This is a genomic window from Cumulibacter manganitolerans (assembly GCF_009602465.1).
In the GTDB taxonomy this organism is placed as follows: domain Bacteria; phylum Actinomycetota; class Actinomycetes; order Mycobacteriales; family Antricoccaceae; genus Cumulibacter; species Cumulibacter manganitolerans.
Genome location: NZ_WBKP01000002.1, coordinates 90940 through 115315, shown reverse-complemented (window position 1 = coordinate 115315; position 24376 = coordinate 90940). Strand labels below are relative to the sequence as shown.

General features: G+C 69.3%; 27 protein-coding genes. 19 read left to right on the top strand and 8 right to left on the bottom strand.

The annotated features are described in order from the left end of the window. Positions 1-4: 4 nt before the first annotated feature. The 3 genes from F8A92_RS01345 to F8A92_RS01335 all read left to right on the top strand — a co-directional run bounded on the left by F8A92_RS01345 (position 5) and on the right by F8A92_RS01335 (position 1675). Positions 5-445 (top strand): OsmC family protein, encoded by a 441-nt coding sequence (locus F8A92_RS01345; RefSeq protein ID WP_034713934.1) that lies wholly within the window; start codon positions 5-7, stop codon positions 443-445. Positions 446-474: 29 nt separating this feature from the next. Continuing rightward, a complete protein-coding gene (locus F8A92_RS01340; protein WP_051518187.1) occupies positions 475-975 on the top strand; it encodes a hypothetical protein in 501 nt (166 codons plus the stop codon). A 409-nt stretch (positions 976-1384) separates the two neighbouring features. Then, complete coding sequence (locus tag F8A92_RS01335) at positions 1385-1675, top strand: sulfurtransferase TusA family protein (protein ID WP_081793366.1); 291 nt, start codon at positions 1385-1387, stop codon at positions 1673-1675. 537 nt (positions 1676-2212) lie between these two features. Here F8A92_RS01335 and F8A92_RS01330 read toward each other — a convergent pair. The 4 genes from F8A92_RS01330 to F8A92_RS01315 form a co-directional block, all read right to left on the bottom strand. Continuing rightward, the gene (locus tag F8A92_RS01330) at positions 2213-2467 is read right to left on the bottom strand and encodes an Lrp/AsnC ligand binding domain-containing protein (RefSeq protein ID WP_228389106.1); all 255 of its coding nucleotides are present in this window, start codon (positions 2465-2467) and stop codon (positions 2213-2215) included. An 89-nt stretch (positions 2468-2556) separates the two neighbouring features. After that, positions 2557-3237, bottom strand: coding sequence for a class I SAM-dependent methyltransferase (locus tag F8A92_RS01325; RefSeq protein WP_153502769.1), 681 nt, complete (start codon positions 3235-3237; stop codon positions 2557-2559). Between the two features lie 14 nt (positions 3238-3251). After that, a complete protein-coding gene (locus F8A92_RS01320; RefSeq protein ID WP_034721128.1) occupies positions 3252-4526 on the bottom strand; it encodes an MFS transporter in 1275 nt (424 codons plus the stop codon). Then, entirely contained in the window at positions 4526-5887 is a 1362-nt protein-coding gene (locus F8A92_RS01315) for an MBL fold metallo-hydrolase (RefSeq protein WP_034721131.1), read from the bottom strand. Before F8A92_RS01315 ends, F8A92_RS01320 begins: the two co-directional genes overlap by 1 nt. 80 nt (positions 5888-5967) lie before the next feature. On the opposite strand from F8A92_RS01315, the gene F8A92_RS01310 reads away from it, so the two are divergent. Then, a complete protein-coding gene (locus F8A92_RS01310; RefSeq protein ID WP_228389102.1) occupies positions 5968-6681 on the top strand; it encodes an ArsR/SmtB family transcription factor in 714 nt (237 codons plus the stop codon). A 102-nt stretch (positions 6682-6783) separates the two neighbouring features. Here F8A92_RS01310 and trxA read toward each other — a convergent pair whose 3' ends face one another. From trxA to F8A92_RS01295, 3 genes are all read right to left on the bottom strand, one after another. After that, entirely contained in the window at positions 6784-7107 is a 324-nt protein-coding gene (trxA, locus tag F8A92_RS01305) for a thioredoxin (RefSeq protein ID WP_034721136.1), read from the bottom strand. Further along, a complete protein-coding gene (gene trxB / locus F8A92_RS01300) occupies positions 7104-8084 on the bottom strand; it encodes a thioredoxin-disulfide reductase (protein WP_153502768.1) in 981 nt (326 codons plus the stop codon). Before trxB ends, trxA begins: the two co-directional genes overlap by 4 nt. Positions 8085-8358: 274 nt before the next feature. After that, positions 8359-9909 carry an MFS transporter gene (locus F8A92_RS01295; RefSeq protein WP_228389101.1) on the bottom strand — a complete coding sequence of 517 codons (1551 nt, stop codon included), beginning with the start codon at positions 9907-9909 and terminating at the stop codon, positions 8359-8361. Between F8A92_RS01295 and F8A92_RS01290 the strand changes: the two genes are divergently transcribed. From F8A92_RS01290 to F8A92_RS01225, 14 genes are all read left to right on the top strand, one after another. Beyond that, the gene (locus F8A92_RS01290) at positions 9823-10767 is read left to right on the top strand and encodes a DNA cytosine methyltransferase (protein WP_051518549.1); all 945 of its coding nucleotides are present in this window, start codon (positions 9823-9825) and stop codon (positions 10765-10767) included. The genes F8A92_RS01295 and F8A92_RS01290 overlap by 87 nt on opposite strands. After that, positions 10755-10973 carry a helix-turn-helix domain-containing protein gene (locus tag F8A92_RS01285; protein WP_228389100.1) on the top strand — a complete coding sequence of 73 codons (219 nt, stop codon included), beginning with the start codon at positions 10755-10757 and terminating at the stop codon, positions 10971-10973. The genes F8A92_RS01290 and F8A92_RS01285 overlap by 13 nt, the downstream gene beginning before the upstream one ends. A gap of 217 nt (positions 10974-11190) precedes the next feature. Next, entirely contained in the window at positions 11191-12297 is a 1107-nt protein-coding gene (locus F8A92_RS01280) for an ArdC-like ssDNA-binding domain-containing protein (RefSeq protein ID WP_034717503.1), read from the top strand. Then, positions 12297-13217, top strand: a complete 921-nt coding sequence (locus F8A92_RS01275) for a bifunctional DNA primase/polymerase (protein ID WP_034717501.1) — start codon at positions 12297-12299, stop codon at positions 13215-13217. The genes F8A92_RS01280 and F8A92_RS01275 overlap by 1 nt, the downstream gene beginning before the upstream one ends. 26 nt (positions 13218-13243) lie before the next feature. Then, the gene (locus tag F8A92_RS01270; RefSeq protein WP_153502767.1) at positions 13244-14113 is read left to right on the top strand and encodes a DUF2637 domain-containing protein; all 870 of its coding nucleotides are present in this window, start codon (positions 13244-13246) and stop codon (positions 14111-14113) included. Continuing rightward, positions 14094-14498, top strand: a complete 405-nt coding sequence (locus F8A92_RS01265; protein WP_153502766.1) for a hypothetical protein — start codon at positions 14094-14096, stop codon at positions 14496-14498. Before F8A92_RS01270 ends, F8A92_RS01265 begins: the two co-directional genes overlap by 20 nt. An 83-nt stretch (positions 14499-14581) precedes the next feature. Then, entirely contained in the window at positions 14582-15454 is an 873-nt protein-coding gene (locus F8A92_RS01260) for a hypothetical protein (RefSeq protein ID WP_034717510.1), read from the top strand. Between the two features lie 51 nt (positions 15455-15505). Beyond that, positions 15506-16555, top strand: a complete 1050-nt coding sequence (locus tag F8A92_RS01255) for a ParB N-terminal domain-containing protein (protein WP_034717499.1) — start codon at positions 15506-15508, stop codon at positions 16553-16555. A gap of 53 nt (positions 16556-16608) precedes the next feature. Next, positions 16609-17295 (top strand): hypothetical protein, encoded by a 687-nt coding sequence (locus F8A92_RS01250; RefSeq protein ID WP_034717509.1) that lies wholly within the window; start codon positions 16609-16611, stop codon positions 17293-17295. A gap of 21 nt (positions 17296-17316) precedes the next feature. Further along, the gene (locus F8A92_RS01245; protein ID WP_034717497.1) at positions 17317-18984 is read left to right on the top strand and encodes a M23 family metallopeptidase; all 1668 of its coding nucleotides are present in this window, start codon (positions 17317-17319) and stop codon (positions 18982-18984) included. Beyond that, a complete protein-coding gene (locus F8A92_RS01240) occupies positions 18984-19250 on the top strand; it encodes a DUF6112 family protein (RefSeq protein ID WP_034717495.1) in 267 nt (88 codons plus the stop codon). Before F8A92_RS01245 ends, F8A92_RS01240 begins: the two co-directional genes overlap by 1 nt. A gap of 132 nt (positions 19251-19382) precedes the next feature. Then, positions 19383-19652 (top strand): DUF6112 family protein, encoded by a 270-nt coding sequence (locus F8A92_RS01235; protein ID WP_114306125.1) that lies wholly within the window; start codon positions 19383-19385, stop codon positions 19650-19652. Positions 19653-19698: 46 nt separating this feature from the next. Further along, complete coding sequence (locus tag F8A92_RS18515; protein WP_194291313.1) at positions 19699-21120, top strand: conjugal transfer protein TrbL; 1422 nt, start codon at positions 19699-19701, stop codon at positions 21118-21120. Positions 21121-21126: 6 nt separating this feature from the next. Then, positions 21127-22614, top strand: a complete 1488-nt coding sequence (locus F8A92_RS01225; RefSeq protein ID WP_153502765.1) for an SCO6880 family protein — start codon at positions 21127-21129, stop codon at positions 22612-22614. A gap of 6 nt (positions 22615-22620) precedes the next feature. On the opposite strand, the gene F8A92_RS01220 is transcribed toward F8A92_RS01225, so the two are convergent. Further along, on the bottom strand, positions 22621-23346 hold the full coding sequence (locus F8A92_RS01220) for a hypothetical protein (protein WP_034721646.1): 726 nt from the start codon (positions 23344-23346) through the stop codon (positions 22621-22623). Between the two features lie 31 nt (positions 23347-23377). Between F8A92_RS01220 and F8A92_RS01215 the strand changes: the two genes are divergently transcribed. Then, complete coding sequence (locus tag F8A92_RS01215) at positions 23378-24343, top strand: hypothetical protein (RefSeq protein WP_034721645.1); 966 nt, start codon at positions 23378-23380, stop codon at positions 24341-24343. Positions 24344-24376 lie beyond the last annotated feature (33 nt).

The window sequence follows — 24376 nt, the reverse complement described above, 5'->3', positions numbered from 1 at the left end:
CCCCATGAACACCCCGCCCACGCCCCTGCACATCGAACGCACCGGACCCAAGACCTACATCGGACGCAACGCCCGCGGCGGAGAAGTCTGCATCGGCGGCACCGACGCCGACGACGCGCTCGCTCCCGGGGAGCTACTCGCCCTCGCGCTGGCCGCCTGCGGTCTCCTCTCCACCGACCACACCCTCGCCGGCCGCCTCGGCGAGGACTTCGCCGCGATCGTCGACGTCACCCCGCGAAAGACCGACGACGGCCAGCGCTACGACCTGATCGCCGCGACCATCCGCACCAACATGAGCGCACTCGACGAGGAAAAGATCACCGTGCTCACCGAGCGAGCCGAACGAGCCATCGACAGACTCTGCACGATCGGACACACCCTCGACCACGGCGCCGAACACCCCGTCACCCTCCGCCACGACCCCGACCTGCCCGAACACCTCTGACCCGCCCTACACGCCCGGGGATGTGACAGATGACCCAGACAACCGACCGCTCCACCCGCCGCAGCACCTTCAGCGAACTGCGCACCTGGCCCCCGCGGCGCTGGTGGTTCGCCGTGCTCACCGCAGCGGCCACCATCATCGTGGTCGCGATCCCCACCGCGCTCATTTCCACCCCCTGGTTCACCCGTGAGATCCCTCCCACGCCCTGGGCGTGGCCGGTCTTGGTCGTCACCAGCTTGCTCGCTGGATTGGTCGCTGCAACCTACGTCGCCCGCAAAGACGGCCAAGCCCGCACTCGCAGCGGCTCCCTCGGCACGATCGGCGCGATCACAGCCTTCTTCGCCGTGGGCTGCCCGGTATGCAACAAGCTAGTGCTCCTCGCGCTCGGCTACACCGGCGCCCTACAGATGTTCGAACCCATCCAGCCCTTCCTCGCCACCGGGTCAATAGCGTTGCTGCTCATCGCGCTCGTGCTCCGCATACGCCGCGAACAAAGCTGCCCACTGCCACAGCCCCCCGCGGCCCAGTGAACTCCTTCCAGACGCCGTTCTAGCTCTGGGCATGTCCGCAGCCGCCTCGGCCGCAGGGGCGCCACCACTCATCTCCGGCACCACCGTCGCTGTGCGGATGTACGAGACTTACCCCAGGCGCCCCACCAACCAGCCCCCTCGCAACCAACCGACTGACATCCAGGCCGTGACATGGGGGAAGAACCAGGCCCGTGACCGACGACCTACCGCAGCCAGTGGAACGGAACCGGCGTCTGTTGTCCCCATCGATGGGAAGTGATCGGAGCACCATGCCGATGGATGAGTTTCGTCGCCGAGCAACCAACCGGACGATCGCACACCGAGACGGACAAGACGGTGCGCGACGACTCGCCGATAGCCTGGCAGAACGGGACACCGCACAGCTCCCCGTCACCACCGAAGACGCAGCATGAGCGCCACCCAAGGACCGCGCATCGACCACCTCGACGGCAGCGATCTCAGCTGCGCCCGCCTGCTAATCCTTCTGCGCAACCAAGCCGCCCAGGTCCCACCAGGCACCGTCATCCACCTGACCACGACCGACCCTGTCGCACCGATCGACCTACCCGCGTGGTGCCGCATGACCGGACACACCTACCTCGGCCCTATCGACGGCCCGGGAACCCCCACCTACGCGGTACGCACCAGCGGCACGCCGATGGCAACTGATCCCGCGCGTCCCTGGCACGTCACACGGTGACCTCGCGAACCAAGAGTCATGATCAGACCGCGCCGAGACTCACCGAGTCATGACGTGGAGGGACAATCACCGGGCTAGGTGTCGCCATGCGGCATAGCGGTGGGATCGTGTTGGATCGCGACGAGTAACGAGCAACGAGCTGAATATGCTCGCGCATGATGACCACGCTGGTACGCCGCCGAGGGAGCGCCCGGGTGGCCGAGCCGACGACCGCCCGCGCCCGCCTACTCCTGTCGGCGCTCGATACTGAGATCTGGGAGCGTGTCGTGGAGATCCATCATGCGGCTCGGGACGTGGTGCGCACGCAGATCGGCGCAGACGTTGGCTGGACGGTCGCGAACAGAGCCCCGAAGTCGAGCCTCGGTGGCTCGGCAAGGTCGCGCGCCGCGATGGACCAGAGGCACGACGATCGCCGCAGGCCTGACCGCCGGCGTCCCAGAAGACCTGGGCGTACCGCGCCCGCCATCGATTGGGACGAAGGCCACCGTGCGCGTTATTACGAAGGCCAACCAACAAGACTCTGTCAAAGACAGGTCACTAGCTGCCCCGGCGCGGGGTCGCCGCCTTGTGCGGCGGGACGGGCAGTGGACGCCGGGGAAGGGTCTCCTTCATCACGACGGTCGAGTTGGGGACCCGGAGCCCCGGCAGCTTGGACAGGACGGAGTCGTACAGGAGCTTGTAGGCGGCGAGGTCGCGGCTCACTACCCGAAGGAGGTAGTCGGGCTCACCGAAGAGGCGCTGGCCCTCGACGATCTGCGGCACCTCAGCCACCGCGGTGTCAAACTCCGTAATGGCCTCCGCGCTCCCGATGAACGAACCAGTCGCGCTGAGGACTGCTGAGTGCGGCGGTCAGATGCGAGAGGATGTCGCGGCGGACTGGGTCAACGAGGCGGTTTCGTAGTTGAGGCGACCCGGGCGCGAAGGACGCAGAACAAGCCCTGGTCGGCGCCGGAAGATACTCGGGGCGGCTGACCGGCTTCGGCGATGACCTGTTGGGCGCCGTCGGCGGCGAGGTCGGCATCGGCGAGCAGGGCGCGCAGTTCTGTGGTGGTGCGGAGCCGGGCGTGGGCGAAGTAGGGGTCCTCGTGCTGCGTGGCGGCCAAGTGTGCTCCGGCAGCACTGGCCAGGTTGAGATAGGCGATCAATACCGACCCGCCCGGCCGGGTGACCCGGCTGGCTTCGGCCAGGGCGCGAGGGGGGTCGGTGACGAAGCACAGGGAGGTGATGAACGCGGTGAGTGCGAACCGGTCGTCGGGGAAGGGCAGTGCCTCGGCGACAGCGTCCGTGACGTGGATGCCGCGTTGGCGGGCGAGGGCGGCCATGCGGGGTGCGGGCTCTACGCCGGAGCCGATACCTAGGGCGGCAGCGAAGCGTCCTGTCCCGACCCCGATCTCCAGCCTGTCTGGCGCGGACGCGGCGGGGCGGGCGGGGTCGAGGAGGGCGGAGATGGCGCCCAGCTCGGCCTGGAAGACGTCCGGGTGCTCGTCGAACCAGCGGTCGTAGTCGTCGGCTCGGTCATCGAAAGCCGTAATGGGGCCGGGAAGGGCTGGCGGGGTGTGCATGCGTTTTCAGCCTCTCACCGTGGTGGTGTAGGGACACGGGGATGAGTTTCGTACATCCGCACCGCAACACCGGTGGCTGAGACAACGCTGACGGCGGCAGCAGCCCACACCGCAGCGTTCAGTCCCATCAGGTCAGCGACGATGCCGCCGGCGATCGCCCCGACGGCATAGCCGAGGTCCCGCCAGACTCGGTACACACCGACGGCGCGGCCGCGCCACGCGGGGTGGGCGACGTCACCGATGACAGCCAGGAGGGTGGGGTACACCATGGCTGTTCCCGCGCCGAGGATCGCGGTGCCGGCCGCCCACATTGCGAAGCTGTCGCCGAGGGCGATGAGCGCGAGCGCGACGGCCTGAACGAACATACCGCCGGTGATGAGATGTTTTCGTCCGATTCGATCCGACAGGCCACCGGTGAAGAGCTGCCCGGCTCCCCATACGGCCGGGTAGATGGCGAACAGGAGCCCGATCTGGTCCACGGGAAGATCCGCCGTGGCGAACAGGAGCGGGAAGAGTCCCCAGGACAGTCCGAAGTTGAGGTTATTGACCAGGCCGGCCTGGCTCGCCGACGACAGTGCCGGTTCCTTGAAAGTGGTCTGGGCGAGGATTTCCCGGTTCGTCAGGTCTGCATGGAGGTGGTCGTGCAGCCCGTCGGAGCGCGCCACATGTTGGCCTGCGTCGAGGAGGGCGTGGCCGCGGGTCTCCCGGACGAAGACGCCCGAGAGCAGTAGTGCCAGTGCGGTGTAGGACAGGCCGAGCAGGAACGGCGCCGGGCGTAGCCCGTACTGCTCGGCGAGGTATCCGGCTGCCAGCGAGGTGATGGCCACGGCGCCGTAGCCGGCGGCCTCGTTAAGGCCCATCGCCAGGCCGCGCTGGTTGGGGCCGACGAGGTCGATCTTCATCACGACGGTCGTTGACCAGGTCAGTCCCTGGTTGATGCCCAGGAGCACGTTCGCGGCCACAACCCAGCCCCAGTCCGGCGCCCAGATCAGCATTAGCGGCACCGGGATGGCGAAGAGCCAGCCGACCATCAGGACGGGCTTACGTCCGTACCGGTCAGAGAAGGTGCCCGCAAAGTAGTTCGCGATTGCTTTGGTGATTCCGAACGCAGCCACGTAGGTGAAGATGAACGTGTACCCGCTCAGCCCGAAGACATCCTCGGCCAGCAGGGGCAGCACAGTCTGCTGCTGGCCCACCATGCCGCCCACGAGAGCGTTGATCGCGACCAGCAGCGTGAACTGTGCGGCGTTGGCCCGCAGCCCGAGCCTGAGCGGCATCTTCTCCGGCATCACGGGACCTGCAGTTGGCGGCCTGTCGCGGCGACCCAGTCCTCGGGGCCGCCGTCCAGGACGCGGACGTCGGTGCGTCCTGCGCGTTCGAGGATGCTGGCCGCCCCCATGGCACGCTCGCCATGCCCGCACATGACCAGCACCGGCCCGCCAGGGACCTCCTCGAGTCTCTCGGTCAACGCCCCGAGTTCGATGTTGACCGCTCCCGGCACGTGCGCGGCGGCGAACTCCGGCGCCTGACGCACATCCAGCACAGTATCGTCGGCGACGAGCTCGTCACCGCGAGCCATCCGTCCGGTCGCGGCCGGTTGTCCGGCGGCCTGCCAGGCCGGCAGACCGCCGGCGAGCTCGCCGGCAAGAGCGTCGAAACCGACGTTGGCCGCACCCCAGACAATGTCCTCGACACGCTGGTCGTGGTTGCGCACGACGATGACCGGGCGGGTGGGATCTGCCAGCCACCCGAGCCACGTGGAGAACACCGATCGCAGCGTGATCGACAGCGAACCCGGCACATGACCGGCGGCGTAATCGGCCGCTGCACGCACGTCAACGACCTGCGCGCCCTCCGCGATCGCCGTGCGCACCTCTTCCGCGCCCAAGGCCGTCAGCGCTGGTGTCTCGCCCAAGATGACCGGCCCGGCCTCGTTGACCTCACCCAGCCGCAGGAAGTAATCCGGGAACGTCCCCATCGAGCCCACTAACGCGTCAACGAACTCCTCCTCCCCAGCGACCTGCAGCAGCGGGTTCGTCGCACGCTCGCGGCCGATGGTGCTCACCCGCTGATCACCCGAGGACGCCGAGCAGAACGAGCCCGCTCCGTGTGTCGGCCACACCGGCGTCTCGTCGGGCAACTCCATCAGCCGCTGCAACGAGTGAAACTGTGCCCGCGCCAACGGCACCGTCTGATCTGGGCTCACCAAGTCCGTACGCCCGGCCGTGCCGACCATCAACGAACCTCCGGTGAACACTCCGGCGATTCGGTCCCCATCCCACAGCAAATACGACAGGTGCTCCGGAGAATGCCCTGGGGTGTGCAGCGCCTGCAACGCGAACGAGCCGACCGGCACGGTATCGCCGTCGCTGAGACCGTGCACTTCGAAACCACGCGGGCCCACCTCGGGTGCCAGCACACCGGCTCCCTCCACTGCGGCGAGCTCACGCACTCCCGAGATGAAGTCGGCGTGCATGTGTGTCTCGATCGCCCAGGCGATGCGCAGCCCGCGCCGCTGCGCCTCGGCACGCACCTGCCGCAAGTCGCGCTCCGGGTCCATCACCAGGGCGCGACCGCCCCCGACATCCAGCAGATACGTCGAGTTACCCAGACCTTCGTCGACGACCGGGATGAGATCGAACTGTCCCACGGTATTCACTCCTGTCCCCGTACTCGCCGCCAAGCGAGTACGCTGATGTTCCACAAGAACCTGGAATAGGCTCACATCCAGTGTTCCACAAAATTTTGGAGGATGTGATGGGGGATCGTCAGAAGAAGACCGAGCTGTTCGATCAGATCGCACGCGTCGGCAAGGCCGTTGGCAACGGAAAACGACTGGAGCTGCTCGACCTGCTCGTCCAGGGCGAACGCAGTGTCGAGAAGCTTGCCGCAGCAGCCGACCTCGGCCTGACCACGGCGTCCGCGCATCTGCAGGTGCTCAGGCAGGCAGGTCTTGTCACCACCCGCCGCGAGGGGACGAAGATCTACTACAACGTGGCCGGCCTCGACGTCATCCGCCTCTACGAGCAGTTACGCGCCGTCGCGACGGACCGAGTCGCCGACGTTCGCCGCGCCCGCGACGACTACCTCGGCCTCGACCCGACGGCTCCGGTCGATCAGACCGCCGAGACCAGCCGTGAGGAACTACTGGCCAAGGCCGCCGACGGCCGGGTGACGGTGATCGATGTCCGCCCCCGGGAAGAGTACGAGTTCGCCCACGTACCCGGCGCGCGCTCACTCCCGCTCGACGAGCTCGCGGAACGGCTCGGTGATCTTCCCGAGGACCAGGAAGTCGTCGCCTACTGTCGCGGCGCATACTGCGTCCTGGCTTACGAGGCCGTCAATCTTCTCCACGATCAAGGAGTGCCCGCTCGCCGGCTCCAGGACGGCATGCTCGAATGGCACCTGAGCGGCCTACCAGTCGAAAACGGTCAGGCGGCGTGACGGATCGGCCCCTCACTACAGCCTTCTTTACTGCTCCGTAGCGTCCGCTGTGACCGTGACTCGCTCGTCATGATCCGGTATTCCGAGGACGCGTGGGTCCGGTCAGGCGATCCACTCGGCGAGGTCGGCCTCAAGAGCGTGGCGAGGCTTGGCGCCCACGATCGTCTTGACGGGTTCACCGCCGACGAAGACCTTCATCGCCGGGATCGAAGTGATCTGGTATTTCGTTGCAAGGTCAGGGTTCTCGTCGACGTTGAGCTTGAAGATGCGGATCTTGTCGGCGTGAGCAGATTGGATAGCGTCGAGGACGGGGGCCACCATGCGGCATGGACCGCACCATTCGGCCCAGAAATCAACGAGCACAGGGCCGTCGGCCTGTAGTACGTCCGTTTCGAAGGTGGCGGAGGTGGTCGTCCGCGTTGTCATGGTTTCTCCTCAGGTGATGCGGTCGTGGCGGCGTCGACGAGCGTTGGGAAGACATCGTCGAGAGTGGCGAGGTAGTGCTCGGCATCGAGCGCGGCGACGGTACCGCTGGCGGCGGCTGTCACGGCCTGGCGGTATGTGGGGTCGATGACATCGCCCGCGGCGAAGATGCCCGGGACCGAGGTGCGAGAGGATCGTCCATCGACCGCGATCGTGCCCTGAGAGGTCAGGTCGAGCTTCCCGTGGATGAGGTGTGTCCGGGGGTCGTTGCCGATGGCGATGAACAGCCCGTCGAGCGCAAGTTCGCGCGTATCACGCGTGACGAGGTCACGCAGGACGACGCCGCTCAGCTGGCCCTGGCCCTTCAGCTCGGCGACCTCGCTGTTCCAGATGACCTCGATCTTGGCGTTGTCGAAGGCGCGCCTCTGCATGATCTTCGAGGCGCGAAACTCGTCACGGCGGTGAATCAAATACACCTTCGACGCGAACTTGGTGAGGAATGTAGCCTCCTCCATCGCGGAGTCGCCGCCGCCGACGACCGCGATCTCCTTTTCTCGGAAGAAGAATCCGTCGCACGTCGCGCACCACGAGAGGCCGTGCCCGGACAGCTCATCCTCGCGTGGGATGTTCAGCTTCCGGTAGGCCGAACCGGTCGCGAAGATCAACGAGCGTGTCTCCTCGACTCGTCCTGACCCGAGCGTAACGCGCTTGACTGCCCCGTGGAGGTCGAGCTCGGCCGCGTCGTCGTAGACGACTTCGGCGCCGAAGCGCTCGGCCTGTTGCTGCATCTTCGCCATCAGATCGGGACCCATGATCGCCTCGGGGAAGCCCGGGAAGTTCTCGACCTCGGTGGTGTTCATCAGTTCGCCGCCGACCTCGACGGAACTGGCGATGATCAGTGGCCGCAGATTCGCGCGCGCGGCGTAGATGGCGGCAGTGAACCCGGCGGGACCAGAGCCGATGATGATGACATCAAGCATGGTGAAGCAGAACCTCTTCTTGGGAACGTCATTAGGTGGTATTCGGGAACGCGATTAGGTGGCCCGGCCGCCGGGCAGCTGCCGGGAGGCGGCCGTGGCGTGACTGGGTCGGATGCGGGGCAGTGGCGGAGCGAGTACGCCCCCGCCGAGAGCAAGCCCGTGAAAAACGGAGAGGGTGACGACCTCCCGGACATCGCTCCACCACCCCGCTCCAGCCCGCGCGATCAAGACGTTGAGCGCACCTTGGGATCATCCGTTCGTAGGGCGTGGGTGGTCATGCGGTAACAGCGCGGCGGGCACGGGCCCACAGCAGCACCGGTATGAGCAGGAGGGCGAGGATGCCACCGCCGAGAGAGAGTGCCTGGTAGCTGGTCGCGGACATGACCATTCCGGACATTGCTCCGCCTCCGGCGCCGGCCAGGGCGATGAGCACGTCGATGGTGCCCTGCGTGCGCGGCCGGTTCTGCGGCACGGTGGCGTCCACCACGAGCGCGGTGCCGGATACGAGACCGAAGTTCCAGCCGAGGCCGAGCAGTACGAGCGCGAGGATCAGCAGGCCGAGCGAGTCGCCCGGCGCGGTCGCGGCGAGCACCCCGGCGAGCAGCAGCGTCACCCCGGACGCGATGACCATGGGGGTGCGGCCGAGCTTGTCCACCAGGATGCCGGTGAACAGGGACGGCAGCCACATCGCGCCGATGTGCATGCCGATGACCAGGCCGACGGCGGCCATCTCGTGGTGATGGGCGCGCATGTGGATCGGGGTCATCGTCATGATGGCGATCATCACGATCTGGGTCAGGACCATCACCGTGGCACCCACGTATGCGCCGATTCCGACCTTCGGCACCGCCCTGTTTGCCGAGCCGTTGGGTTCCTTCGCCGCAGTCTCCGTGGCGATGCGTCGAGCTAATAGATACGGGTCCGGGCGCAGGAGCATGAACAGCACGAGGCCCGCGGCGCCATAGGCGACGGCAGCGAGGATGAACGGCCCGGCCAATGTCGGCACACCCACCGAGTCAGCGAAGGCACCCATGGGATCGATCAGGTTCGGGCCAGCGACGGCACCGATGGTGGTCGCGACCATGGCCATGCTGGTGCCGAAGCCGCGCTTGTTCGCGGGAGCGAGGTCGGTGCCGGCGTAGCGGGCCTGGAGGTTGGTGGCGGTGCCCGAGCCGTAGATGAACAGGGCGAGGAACAGCAGCGGCACATTGTCGAGAACCGCGGCCGCGACGACGCCAGCGGCCCCGAGCCCGCCGGCGATGAAGCCGTAGGCCAGGCCCACTCGTCGGCCAAACCGCTGCGTGGATCGGCCCACCAGGAACGCGGCCAGCGCGGACCCGAGGGTGAACAGGCCCGTCGGCACTCCGGAGAGGGCGTCGGAGCCGAGCATGTCCTGGGCCAGCAGCGCACCCACCGAAATACCCGCGGCAAGACCGGCGCCGCCGAGGATCTGGCTGAGGATGACCACAGTCAATGTCCGCTGATGAACCCGGGCGGCTTCCTCTCCCGTCGTAACTGCAGTGATACTGCTCAGAAGGCGGGTCGGGTCGAGCGGTATCGGGAGGGCGGGGTCGCGGAGTCTCAGATCGAGATTCGTCGGCGGCGGCCTGCTCGCGGTGATCTCGTCAGGCAGCGGATCGGCTGTTTGTGAGGGTCGTGCACCTGGCAGGTGTTCGACCTGGTGCCGGGCTCCTTCGGGGTCTGGCGCCGGGGTCTCTTCTGACCTGCCGGAGCCCTCATGCACGACACCGCCGCGTCGCCGGCCCACCCTCGGATTGGTTCGCTGTTCTCCGGATACGGTGGTCTTGATCTGGCCGTCGAGCACGCTACCGGCGGGCAGACGGTCTGGTTCTCTGAGCTCAACACCGCCGTCGCGGGCGTCTTCGCCCACCACTGGCCGGATGCCCCGAACCTCGGCGACATCTCCACAATCGACTGGGCCACAGTGCCGCCGGTAGACGTCCTCTGCGGCGGCTTCCCGTGCCAGGACATCTCGACCGTCGGCAAAGGCGCCGGCCTCGCACCGGGTACCCGCTCGGGACTCTGGTCGTACATGGCGACCGCGATCGAAGTGTTGCAACCCCGGCTCGTGGTGATCGAGAACGCCGGCGGGTTGCTGTCTGCAACCGCCACCCGTCCCGAGACGAAAGGTCAACGCCATGACGACCGCAACCCCGACGACGCAACCCCCGGCCCCGCGAGCGCCATTCGCGACCTGGAATCCGAACCGTGGATGCTGGGAGACGACGCAGCTCGACCTCTTCGCGCGCTCGGAGCGGTACTGGGCGATTTGGCCGACCTCGGGATGGATGCGCGCTGGATCGGCCTACCGGCGTCACTGGCCGGTGCACCGCATCACCGGTTCCGCATCTTCAACACCGCCTATCGCCAAGACCCTGTTCCGGACGCCTCTGGCCTCGGACTCCTCGCGCGGTGGCGAGACGCTGGATCAGGTGCGGGCGGGCGTCGGGGAACGATCGTGCTGAGCCATCAGGTCATCGACCTGGCCTTGCACGGCCCGGCTGGCTCACCGGACAGAGGAGGCGAATCGGAGACGCTGTTCGCGCTCGTGGAGAGCATCTTCGTCGCTGGGGCGATACGCCGCCGCGATCGCCCGATGGGAACACATCACCGGACGCCCCGCCCCTGCGCCCGCGATCCTGAACGCCGTTGGCGTATCTGAAGATGCTGCGGGTCGAGGAGATGGCGCGCCTGCTGCGGGAGACCGATCTGACGATCGCGCAGGCGGCACGGCGGGTCGGGTGGCGCTCGCGTAACCGGGCCACGGAGGCGTTCGGCGAGTACGTCGGGATCACGCCGAGCCGGTATCGGGCCGGATGCTCTGCCGGTGGCCGGTTGCCCGCCTTTGAGCCTTCATTGCCCGCGTAAAGGCCACCATCGCCGGCCGTGGCGTCCGTGGCCGGGAGTTCGCTGATAGGCCGGTATGTCCTACGTCAGGTGCCTTTCGTGTTCCTGGCGGCCAACTTACCGATTCGTTTGTTCGCTGACCGTCTCGAACTCACCGGAGACACCTGGCTCACCTCGCAGGTAGCAGGCCCGCCACCCACACCCCGGGTGGCTGGGTCTACCGGGAGGAGGCCGAACGATGGCGACGAGGCAAGAGGAGGCCCGCCAGAAGCGGGAAGCGAAGCTCGACGAGCTCCACGAGCGACTGACCAGTGCGGTCGAACAGCTCGTTACGGGTGAGGACTGGGCCGAGATGCTCCGGTTCGCCGCGAAGTTCCGGTCGCGGAGCTTCAACAATGTGGCCCTGCTGTGGGCACAGCACGCGGCGAACTTTGAGGCCGGCCGGGTGCCAGAGCCGTTCCCGACCTACGTTGCCGGGTACCGGCAGTGGCAGCAGCTCGGCCGGCAGGTGGAGAAAGGCCAGCCCGGCTACCAGATCCTCGCCCCCGTCACGGGCCGGTTCGCGTCGGCGAACCCCGCGGACCCGGCCTCCTGGTACCGGCTGGGCCGGGGTGAGAAGCCGAAGCCGGGCGAGGTGGTGCGCTCGCGGATGGTCGGGGCGAAACCGGCCTACGTGTGGGATGTCTCGCAGACCACGGGCAATCCGATCCCTGAGACGCCGTCACCGGTGCTGCTCGTGGGTGAGGCGCCGGAGGGGTTGTGGGAGGGGCTGGCCGGGCAGGTCGAGGCGGCGGGGCTGACGCTGATGCGAGTGCCGCACGAGGGCATGATCGACGGCGCGAACGGCAGGACCGACTTCGAGGCGAAGACGGTCGCGGTGCGGGAGAACATGGACCCCGCCGCGCAGGTGAAGACCCTCGCGCACGAGCTCGCCCATGTGCTGATGCACGACCCGGATTCCGAGGATGCCCGTCAGCATCGCGGGATCGCTGAGGTCGAGGCCGAGTCCGTGGCGTTGATGATCGGTGCTGCCCACGGAATGGACACCACCGAGTACACGATCCCGTACGTCGCCGGATGGGCCGCGAACGTCGACGGCAAGGAGCTGGTCGAGGTGGTGCAGGCCACCGGGGAGCGGGTACGCAAGACCGCCGCCGGCATCCTCGATCAGCTCGACACGACCCAGGTGCCCGATGGCACCCCGCCGGGCCTGAGCCGCGACGCTACGACCCGGCAGAGCCCGGCGCAGGATGCCCCGGCCCGCGCTGCCGAGCCGTCGCCGGCACGACGGGCGGCACCGGAGCCTGACCGTGGGCGGCGCGGGATCGAGGGGCGGGGGCTGTGATGAGCGGCCGGAGCCGGTTCACCGCCGCGCTGCGGCAGATGGATGCCTCCTGGCCGCTGCCGGAGGCGGCGGTGCTGTTCGCCCGCGCTCGGGTGCCGGTGTTCCCGTGCGCGCCGGGCGGGAAGCAGCCGATCACTGGCCGGGGGTTTCATGATGCGACCACGGATGTGGCGCAGGTGGAGGCGTGGTGGGCGCGGTTCCCGTCGGCGAACATCGGGATGCCCACCGGCGCCGCCTCCGGCGTGGTCGTCGTGGACGTCGATGTGCACGACGTCAATGGTTACGACTCCTTCGCCCGCGCGCGCCGGGCCGGGCTGGTGGAGGGATGGGAGACGCTGGTGCGCTCACCGACCGGCGGCCTGCACGTCTACTACCCAGCCGCCGAAGGCGTGGAGCAGTCGTCGTGGCAGGCTGGGAAAGCGGGGATCGACTTCCGCGGCGATCGCGGCTACATCATCGTCCCGCCCTCGCGTCGCCGCATCGACGGCCAGCACGTGCTCTACCGGCCCGCGTCCTTCGCCCCGACCGACAGCCGGGCGCTGGAGGCAGGCCGGCTGCGAGAGTTCCTCGATCCGAAGCCGCCGACCCGCCCGCGCCGGACGGGGCCGACGGCGGCGCCGGAGGCGATGGCGGGCCGGTTGGCGGCGTGGGTGGCGCGCCGGCCGGAGGGCGAGCGCAACGCCGGTTTGTTCTGGGCTGCGTGCAAGCTCGCCGAGAACGGCCTGCCCCGAGATGACGCTCTCGACGTGCTGCAGGCCGCCGCCGCGCACGCTGGGCTGGGCGAGCGAGAGATCACTACGACCGTCCGCTCCGCCTACCGCGCCGTCGGCACCGCACCACCCGCGACCACGGGTGCCGGGTCGCGGTTCGAGGCCTCGCGTCCCGTCGTGCGGGCGGCGCCGGCCAGGGGGCTGGCATGAGCACGCGGGTGGGGCGTCGGTGGGCGGTGGTCGCCGCGGCGTCGGGCACGGTGCTGATCGGCGGCGGCGCGTTCTGGCTCAGCTTTGTCGCGTTGGCCGATCTGGCGGTGCGCTCGGGCATCGTCGCCAGGCAGGCGTGGATATGGCCACTGCTGGTGGACGGGCTGATCGTGGTCGCTACCGTCGCCGTCGTCGCCCTGGATGGGCATCGGGCGGCCTGGTACCCGTGGACGCTGCTGATCGCCGGCGCGGGCATGTCGGTGACCGCGAACGCCGCCCACGCACTGGTGACCGCCGAGGCGTCCGTACCGGGGGTGCTCGCGGCGACGGTCGCGGCCGTCCCGCCGCTGGTGCTGCTGGCCAGCACCCACCTGACCGTCGTCCTCACCCGCCCGGCCCCACCCGCCGAGCAGCCCCCGGTGCAGGAAGCCGCTGTGCTGAGCGCCGAGCCGCGCGAGCAGACCGGCGACGCTCAGCGGCTGGCGCTGCCGGAGCGTTCTGCGCCAGCGGTCGACGCTGAGCCCGAGACGCCGACAGCCCGGCCGCCCAGGCCTGCCACCGCTCTGATCCCCGCGGTGCCGACCGGCCCCGAACCGGAGCCGGCGCACGAGATCTCACCGGAACCGGATACCTCGGATGAAGTCAGCACCCGCCCCGCACCTGCACAGGATGCACGCCCCGCACCCGTCTCGAGGGCGGCCGGTTCGGTCCCGGATCGGCGTGCGCGAGCCGCGGCGCTGCGGGAGGCGGGCTGGTCGAACAAGCAGATCGCCCGCGAGCTCGGAGTGCACGCCTCGACCGTGAGCCGCTGGTTTCCGCGTCCCACCGGCAGCAGTGAGTCAGAAACCCCGATGAAGGAAGACAAGGAGAAGGATCATGAACCCCCACGAGCATGACCACGAGCACGCGGCCCGGCGTGAGACGCCGCAGGCGACACGCCCCGAGCTTGTTGAACGGGCGATGGCGCCGGATGCGATCGCCGCCGCCGATGTCGACCGCACGACCACCCCGGACGCGGAGGGCGCCGATCCCGATCCGTCGTTGCGGAAGGCGCGCGGCGTGGACTGGGTGCGTTCCTCGGACCTGCTGGCCCGTGGCAGCGGGGTTGCCTCGCGCCTGGCGATCGACTTCGAGGCGAACCTGGCGCACAAGGCCCATGACCCGCTGGCCCGCGGGGCCAAGCAGCTGGGCCAGCGGATGCGGGAGCTGCCGCCGGTCTCGGCGTTCGGCCGCAGCACAGGCCACGAGGGCGCTGGGCGTGGCCCGGTCGGGATGAGCTGAGGTGACCGGCCATGACCACGATCACCGATGCACCGGATGCCGGGGCGGGTGCGTGCACCTGCTTGCCAGGAGGTGCCGAGACCATGACGACGAACACTACGAATACTGCCGGCCCGGAGTACGTGTCCGGTGCCGGGCTGCGCGCTCTGCTGCGGCGACTGCACGCGGCCGGGGAGCGAGCCTGGGTCGACGATCCGGTCGCCGCGGAGCTGATGCGGTTCTGCGCGGAGAAGTACGGCGCGTTGGCGCGTAAACACGGGCTGGACCCGTGGGAGGCCGCCAGCGCGGCGTTCGATGTGATGCGCACCCGGTCGGCCAGGGAGGCGCATGACCCGTGGGGCGTGGTCACGCACGCGGTGCGGATCACATGCATTGCTGAGGAACGCGCCCAGGGCCTGCTCTGCTCGACCCACCAGGCCCGCCGCCCGCACATCTCGGCGTTCCACGACGCCGAGCGCATCTCCGACCGGGAGACGCCGCTGTGGGCGTACCACCCGGCGTTCCAGGTCACCGACCCCGAACCCGACACCGATCCCGCCGGCGGCAGCGCTGACAACGGCGACGGCGGCGGAGGGGTGCGGGCGGGAATGTCGGCGTCGTCGGCGATGGAGGACGCGATCGCGCTGGTGACGATGCTCGGCTGGGAACCGGCGACGGCGCGGGCGTCGGTGGAGCACATCTGCGGGGCGCTGGCCAAGGCCGGGGCACGGCACACCGCGTATGAGACGTTGCGCCGCGACCAGCACGCCCGGGCGCTGCTGGACCTCCCGGGCCGGTCCTGGACGGTGCTGCTCAAGGCGCTGCTGGGTACCCCGCACCCGGCGCTGGCGGCGACCCCGGCCGGGCGAGGCGTGCTGCTGCGGCTGCTGATCGGCGAGACGCTGCCGGTGCTGCTGCGCGATGACGATCTCGTGCTCACCCTGTGCCTGGCCGTCCCGACCCAGCGCCGCCGATAACTGAGACCGCACACAGAGAACCGACAGGCCGGGAAGAGGGGGTGAGTGGTGATGGGGATCGAGCTGGAACGCACGGTCGACTCGATCCAGGTCGGCACGCGCCACCGCACCGACCTGGGCGACATCGACGCGCTGGCCGCGTCGATCCGCGAGCACGGCCTGTTGCAGCCGATCACCGTCGCCATCGACGGGGTGCTGGTGTGCGGCAGGCGGCGTCTGGCCGCGATCCGGCAGCTCGGCTGGCGCACCGTCAGCGTCTGGGTGCGCAGCGGCATCTCCGACCGGCTGGGGCTTCTGCTGGCCGAGCAGGACGAGAACGTGCACCGCAAGCCGCTCACCCAGCTCGAAGCCGCCGCCTTGTATCGGGAGCTGAAGCAGCTCATGGCCGAAGACGCCGAACGCCGGCAGGTGGCCTCCCGGTTCAGCGCCGACCATCAGCCGAATAGCGACGGTGGTGGAAATTTTCCACCACCGTCGGGGCCGGTCGGGAAGGCCCGCGAGCAGGCAGCCGCGATGATCCCCGGCGGCACGTCCTACAAGACGATGGAGAAGATCGGCCACGTCCAGTACGTCGCCGATGACCCCGACGCCCCGGAGGCGTTGCGTGAACTGGCCGCGACCGAGCTGGCCCGGATCGAGGCGGGCGGGCCGGTCGACCCGGCCTACCAACGCATCCGCGCCGTGGCCGCCGAGGTCGAGCAGGCACGCCAGTCCGAGCTGCACGCCCTGGCCGCAGAAGCCGTCGCCCGCGTCACCGGCCCGGGTCGCGGTACGAAACGCAAGACGCCCGCCACCGAGACGGTGCGGGCGCCGGGCCGGTGGCCGGTGGCGGCGTTCGTGCAGACCTGGACGTCGCTGGCCGACTGGTGGACCCACTACGACCCGGACGAGCTCGCCGCCGAACTCACCGACGACCAAGCGCGCGTGTTCCTGACCGTGGTCGACGGCACGGTCGCCTTCGCCGACCGCCTGCGCCCCCTGCTCACCATCGACCCCACCGAAACCCGCGAGGCCGGCGACGATGCCGTCGGCGAGGAGCCCATGCAGCAGGGAGCCGCCGACGAGGGCGCGGTGCCGCGCCGGCACCTGCGCGCCCTCTAGCCTCGCCGCCCGACAGCGCCCGGTACGGGGTGGAGGCCGTGCACCTGGACGGCATGAAGACTTCTGCTGCTGACACTCCGCCCCGCAAGCGCGTGATCGTACTGATCGCCGCAGGCCTGTCCGTTCTGCTCCTGGCCGGGATCGGCGTCTACGGACTCATCCAAGGCCCGCGCACCGGCCCACCGCCCGACAACTCCGAGGCCGACGGGCCCGCGGCGACCGCCGCACCCGAAGACGGCACGCAGACTCCGGGCCGGATCGTCCCGGTGGAGCGCAGCAGTGACCCGGAGACGTTCGCCCGGAATGTCGCGACGGCGGTGTTCGCATGGGATACCGGCGCCGGGTTCATGCCGCTGGACTACACGGCGGTGGTGATGGAGGTCGCCGACCCCACCGGCACCGAGCAGGCCGGCCTCGCCAATGACCTCGCCGCCTACCTGCCCGTCCGCGAGGCGTGGGTCGATCTGCGCCAGTACGCCACCACCCAGCACCTGGAAATCACCGATGCGTTCGTGCCCGAGGCGTGGGCGACCGCGCAAGCGCAGGCCCAGCCCGGGCAGATCACCGAGGGCACGACAGCGATCACGATCGAGGGCGTCCGCTACCGCGCCGGGGTGTGGAACGAGAAACCGGTCGCGTCCGAGCACGAGGTGGCGTTCACCGTGTTCGTGATCTGCGAGCCCGCCTACGACACCTGTCATCTGCTGCGGCTGTCCGAGCTCGACAACCCCCTGCGCTGACCCGGACGAAGGAGGGCTGTTGTGGTGAAGAAGCTCGCGATCGTGCTGCTGGCGCTGGTGCTGGCGGCACCGTTGTTGTCGATGGTCGGGATCGGGCTGCTGATGAATCCCGCCCTCACCTCGACCTGCACCATCGACGGCGGCGGCTTCACCGTCGGGGAGGTGCCCGACGAGCTGACCGTGCGCACCCGCGACGGTGAGGAGTTCACGCTCAACAAGACCCAGCTGACGCATGCGGCCACGATCATCGAGACCGGCTCCGGCATCGACGGGGTGAATCGGGACGGGCTGCAGATCGCGATCATGGCGGCCCTGACCGAATCCACGCTGCGCCAGCTCGCCAACCCGAGCGCCTACCCGGAGTCGACGGAGTATCCCAACGACGGCACCGGCAGCGACCACGACTCGTTGGGGCTGTTCCAGATGCGCCCGCAGGCCGGCTGGGGCACGGTCGAAGAGCTGATGGACCCCACCTATCAGGCCGAGGCGTTCTTCGGCGGCCCCGACGGCCCCAACGCCGGCTCGCCGCGGGGCCTGTTGGACATTCCCGGCTGGGAAGACATGGGCAAGGGCGAGGCCGCCCAAGCCGTCGAAGTGAGCGCGTACCCGGACCGGTACGAGAACTACAGCCCTGTGGCCGTGACGGTCCTCGACGCCCTGCTCGGCACCGATACCGGCCCCGCCGCTGGCGATGACTCTGAGGCGGTGCCCGCCGTGGCCGGGGTGACGGAGTCGTCGCGGGTGGTGTTCCCCCTGCCGGAAGGCACCTGGACGCCGACCAGCCCGTTCGGGCCGCGCATCCATCCGATCACCGGGGAGCAGTCCTTCCATACCGGCAGCGATTTCTCTGCCGCCGACGGCACCCCGATCCTCGCCGCCGCGGACGGCACGGTCACCGTCGCGGAGTACAGCGACCAGTGGGGCGGGACGGTCGTCATCGAGCACAGCATCGACGGCGAGGCGGTGGCGACCGGGTACTTCCATTCCTGGGCCGACGGCATCCACGTGTCCGCCGGCGACACCGTGACCGCGGGACAGCACATCGCCGATGTCGGCAGCAGCGGGATGTCCACCGGCCCCCACCTGCACCTGGAGGTCTACGACGGCGGCACCGCCGGCGAGCACACCGACCCCGCCGCCTGGCTCAACGGCCACGACGCCGCCGACCTGCCCGAAGCCGAGACCGGCCCGCCCGGAGGCGACTGCGACCCCACCACCGGCAGCGGGCCGGGCGGGGAGCCGGAGCCGTTCACCGGCGACCACCCCGACGAGCTGGTGGACGGTCCGACCACCGGCGGGCAGATCACCCGCCGCACTCTGCACCTGTATCAGCAGACCTCGGGGGCGTTCCCCGAGGCCACCTGGGCTTGCTACTCGCCCCGCCCCGGCAGCGTCTCCGAGCATCCGCTCGGACGGGCGTGCGACATCGCTTTCGGGAACGCGATCGGGCAGCTGCCCACCCCGGCGCAGCACGAGCTCGGCTGGGAGGTCACGAACTGGCTGCAGACCCACGCCGAGACCCTCGGGGTGGAGTACCTGATCTGGGATCAGAAGATCTGGTCCCTGGCCCGCGACAGTGAGGGCTGGCGCGATTACGACGGCGGCGGCATGCACGATGCCGACTCCATCACCGGTGGGCACCGCGACCACCTGCATGTGACCATCGCCGATTCGGGCGGGGGTGCGTGATGGACGTGTTCCCCGATTTCGACGGGCTGGCCGGGATCGGCGAGATGGAAGAGGTCATCGGGGCGCTGCTGATGTTCGTGCTCGTCATCGCCGTGCTCATGCTTATCGTCTCCGGCATCGCCTGGGCGATCGGTGCGTCGACCGGGAACTACCAGGTCGCCTCCAAGGGACGTGCCGGTGTGCTCGTAGCGCTCGGCGCGGCGATCCTCGCCGGCAGCGGCATCGCCTGGATCAACTGGCTCGTCTCGGTCGGCGAACAGCTCTAACCCGCACACCACGCACGCTGCGCCCACCCTCAGCGGACTCGTCCCCGGCGGTGGGCGCTTTCTCGTGCTGGCGGGCCGGGGTGCACCTGGTGGCAGAACCATTTTTCCGTCTTCGTCCAGAGGAGTTCTGCCGTGATCGACATCGACCCCAACAGCTCGGGCCTGCCGGGCATCGACCAGCTGCGCGACATCGTCGGCGCCGTGATGACCGTCGGCCTCATCCTGTCCGTGCTCGCGCTGATCGTCTCGGCGATCGTGTGGGGTTTCGGCTCCAACTCCTCGAACCCGCACCTGGCGGGCCGGGGAAAGATCGGCGTCCTCATCTCCTGCGGCGCGGCCGTGATCTGCGGCGCGTCGGTGACGCTCATCAACTTCTTCTGGGACGTGGGCCAAGCGGTGTGAGCACCCGCCCTCCTCTCACACCCCTGTCCTGTAAGGGAGGTTCGTGATGGCGCTGTGCGATATCCCCGTCATCTCCAACGTGTGCGACTCGGCCGGTGAGGCGGCCGCATCGCTGATCTCGGCCCCGTTCGACTGGTTCGCCCAGGCCGTCGGCGGCGCCGCGGGCTGGCTGCTGGAAGCGATGTGGGCGGTGTTCGACACCACCACGATGGTCGACGTCACCCAGGACGGGTACGTGTCCGTCTACAACCTGCTGTTCGGCATCGGCATCTTTATCGTCCTGGTCTTCTTCTGCTTCCAGCTCATCCTCGGCCTCATCCGCCGCGACCCGACCGCCCTGTCCCGCGCCGCCCTCGGCGCCGGCAAAGCAGTGCTCGGCAGTTTCGTGGTCATCACCCTGGCCGCGCTGGCATTGGAGATCACCGACCAGCTGACCATCGGGATCATCCAGGCCGCCGGGGAGACGACCGGCACGATGGGCGACAAGATCATCCTGCTCGCCGCCGGCCTCACCGCGATCAACATCTCCGCACCGGGCGTCGGGGCGATCGTGACGATCTTCCTCGCCGGGCTCATGGTCGCCGCCACCGCGATCGTGTGGTTCTCCCTGTTGATCCGCAAAGCGCTGCTGCTGATCGCGATCGTCCTCGCCCCGCTCGCGTTCGCCGGGGCGGCGTGGGATGCGAGCCGGTCGTGGATCGGGAAATGGGCGGCGTTCGTGATCGCCCTGATCATCAGCAAGCTGGTGCTGGTGGTCGTGCTCCTGATCGCGATCACCCAGATGGCCACCCCCATCGAGGCCGATCTGACGGCGATCACCGAACCGATCACCGGCATCGTCATGCTCGCAATCGCCGCGTTCGCGCCGTACATGGTCTATCGCGTGATCTCCTTCCTCGGCTTCGACCTCTACAACACCATGGGCGCCGAACAAGAGGCCAAGAACGCCATGAACCGGCCCGTCCCCGTCCCGGCCACGCCCTCCGGCGACGGCCCGAAGAAGATCCTCGACGACGGAGGCGGCCGCGGTGGTGGCGGTGGGGATGATCCGCCTCCACCCGGAGGCGGTGGCGGCGGGGGGAACCCGCCCCCACCCCCGCCCGGCGGTGGTGGGGGCGGAACTCCGCCGCCCCCACCCGGAGGCGGCGCCGGAGCAGGCGCCGGAGCAGGCGCGGGTGCCGGTGGTGCGGGTGGTTCCGCTGCCGGTGCGGGAGCGGCTGCCGGGCCGGCCGCGGCGGTGGTGATCGGCGCGCAGGTCGCGAAGAAGGCCGCGACCGCCGGCCCCGAGGCCGGCGCGCAGATCGGCGGACAGGCCGAGGCCGCCGCCGATGGCGCGAACCAGAACACCTACGACACCGGCGCCGGCACGGACTCGCGGGTGCCGCCACATCAGACCCCGCCGCCGAACGCCCCCGACGGGCTGAAGCCGCCCGACAGCGACGGCCGCCCGCCGAGCAGGAAGGAGTGAACCGCGATGGCCACGAAACACAGCACGGAGGACACCAGCGCCCAGGCCGGGTCGGGGGCGGAGCTGGTGCCGGTGAAGTTCAGCCGCCTCACCCGCCGGGGCGTGCTGCTGGGCCTGTCCGCGTCGCAGCTGGTGACCCTCGGGATCGGAGTGCTGACGCTGGTGGGCGCGTTCTACGCCGGCGGCGGCATCCTCATCGCCGCTACCGCCCCGGTGTGGGTGCTGTCGGTCGTGCTGACCTGGATGCCGGTCGCCGGCCGCCCGGTCGTGGAATGGATACCCGCGGCCGGCTGGTGGCTGTGGCGCAGCACCGGCGGGCAGCTCGCCTACCGGCGCCGGATCGTCGCCCCGCGACCGGCGGGCACGCTCGCCCTGCCCGGCGACCAGGCGCGGTTGCGCGAGCACGTCGACCCGGAGACCGGGGCCGGGATGATTCACGACCCGCACCAGCACACCCTCACCGTCGTCTGCGAAGTGCGGCATCCCGCGTTCGTGCTGCTCGACCCGGCCGAACAGCACCGCCGCGTCACCGCCTGGGGCAGGGTGCTGGCGACCGTGTGCCGGTCCGGGCGGATCGCGACCTTGCAGGTGCTGGAGCGCACGCTGCCGGATTCGGGCACCGGGCTGGCGGAATGGTGGGCAGCGCACGGCACCCGCGACGGCTCCTGGGCCGCGACGACCTACCAAGAGCTGATCGAGCGGGCCGGTCCCGCCGGGGAACGCCACGCCACCACCCTGTCCCTGTCGCTGGACATGCAGGCCGCCGCCCGGCAGATCAGGACCGCCGGCGGCGGACTACGCGGGGCCGCCGCCGTGCTCCGCCAAGAGATGTCCACCCTCACCGCGGCGCTGCGCTCGGCCGACCTGACCCCGGCCGGGTGGCTCACCCCCGGCCAGGTCGCGGTAATCCTGCGTTCTGCCTACGACCCTGCCGTGGCCGCGACGCTGGAGCGGCACGGGGAGCTGGGCCAGTCCCTCGCCACGGCGGGGCCGGTCGCGGTCACCGAGACCTGGACCAGGCTGCACACCGACTCGGCGTACCACGCGGTGCTGTGGATCAGCGAGTGGCCGCGGTCGATGGTGTATCCGGGGTTCCTCGCCCCGATCGTGCTCTCCTCCGGGATCGGGCGGGCACTGTCGCTGATCTACACGCCGATGCGCACCGACCAGGCCACCCGCGACATCCGCAAGAAGAAGGTCGAACACATCTCGGACGCCGCCCAACGCCGCAAGATCGGGCAGATCGAGGACGCTGCGCAGACGGCCGAATACGAGGACGTGCTCCAGCAGGAGGCCGATCTGACCGCCGGGCACGGGGTGCTGCGCGTCACCGGCCTGATCGCGGTCTCCGCGCCCACGGTCGAGGAACTGGATGCGGCGGTCTCGGCGATCGAGCAAGCCGCCATCCAAGCCTCCTGCGAAACCCGCCGCCTGGTCGGCCAGCAGGCCGCCGCGTTCACCGCCGCCGCTCTGCCGCTGGCCCGCCAGGTGTGACGGCGTTCAGCCGTTCTGCTGAGTCACCGTCGTTCGCGAGAAGTGAGCGTGTTCGGGGGCAATATCGGGCCGGAGGCAATGCATGACCTCGTAAGTGTTGTTCATCAAGATGAAGCCGTCCGACGCCATCGCTCCGGCAGAAAAGACCACCTGATCGTCTCCAAGGGCTTCCAGGAGTTCTGCGTTGTCGTCTCCGTGCACCAGATCGCCGTAGAGGAACTTTCGCGCGATCTCGTTATCCCACGCATCGATGCGCGGCCCCGGTGCATCCGGATCAATGGGCGCTTGCATGATCCGCATCCGACGAACCGGGTACTTGCTCCACCCCTCACGCAGCTCACCTATCCGCTCCTTGTTGACGGCGTCTGCCGGAGGGCAGAAGAAGTCGAGGGCCGTCATGACGGTTCTCCACGCCAACCTGTCGCCCTTCTTGGACAGCGTCAGGGGGCGTATCAACGTGAGAGCGTAGGCGACTTGCTCTCTGGGAGGGATCACCTGGCGCAAATCTCGCACAGAGGTTTCGCCGGTGGTCTTATCGAGCACGAGGTTCATATGGAGCTGTTGCCCGAGCTTGAGTGCGTCATCGCGCTGAGCAAGTCCGCATGAGAACAGTTCGTCCGCACGACGCTTGAACAGCCGCAGAGTCTGGAGATGCTTGCTCACCAGCGGATCGCTGTTCTCATCGGCCACGCGGTCGCTCTCCTCGGTGTTGGTCGGATGCTCGGTGCGCACCTCTCAGTGACCAGAAGCTGAGGGAGGAACCGTGCCTACATTCTATGATCCCGTCGCCGACGCTGAGGAGGCGTCGCAGGCGTTGCGCGGTCTGGCGCACGCCAGCCGTGACATCGCCCATCCCGAGGACGCCTACACAGTGATGGGGAACCTGCTGTCCGGGGTGCGTTCCTTGCAGCAGTCCCTCGCACAGATCGCGCAGCAGCACAACCGGCACGAGGGCCGCGCCTTCGATGACCACGGCGACCAGGCCGCGGGCATCCGGGACGCCCACCAGGCCGCCGGGCAGCTCTTCGACGCGGCCACCGGACTCGATGCGGTGGAGGAACGGCTGAACCTCGCCATGCAGGCCGCTGGGCGGATCGCCTGGCACCCCGCACCCGGGCCGCCCGCGCCGTCAGCCGCCGCGAGCCTGGAGCGGGGGTCCGAGGCGGTCTCACGGTGGGTGAACATCGTGTTCCTCCAGGGCGAGGAAGCCGATGCGGTGCTGTCGATGATCGACCGACACGGCCCGGACGCGGCGATCGAACACTTGTCCGGCTTCGACTACGGCACCGAGACCACCGATGCGGCGATGGAAAACGGCTATGTCTACGACACCCTCCCCGCCGGGCCGTTGGACCAGGAGGCTGTCGGCGGCGAGTACACGCTGACCTACAACCCCGACATGGGGCACGTCGGCCTCTACCGCCGCCACCCGATCCCGCCCGAAGACCGCCTTGACCCCGAATCCCGCATGGCTGGGCCCATCGGCCCGAACGTCGGCGGCGCTGTGAGCGTGGCGGGAGCGGTCGGCGGGCCTGTGGCAGGAGCGGGAGGTGCCACCGGGGCCGGGGCGTCCCGGTCGACCAGAGCGCTCGGGGCATCCGATGCGGCGAGTGGCGGGCGCACGGCCCCGGCTGCGGCCGGGAAAGGCCGTCCGGCGAAGACCGACGGGTCGTGGTTCACCCATCCCGGCGTCGCGGCCGTCAAACGCGACCGCGGCCTCGGCCTGTAAGCGGCGCCCCGCCGTGCACGGTGCCGTCGCCCC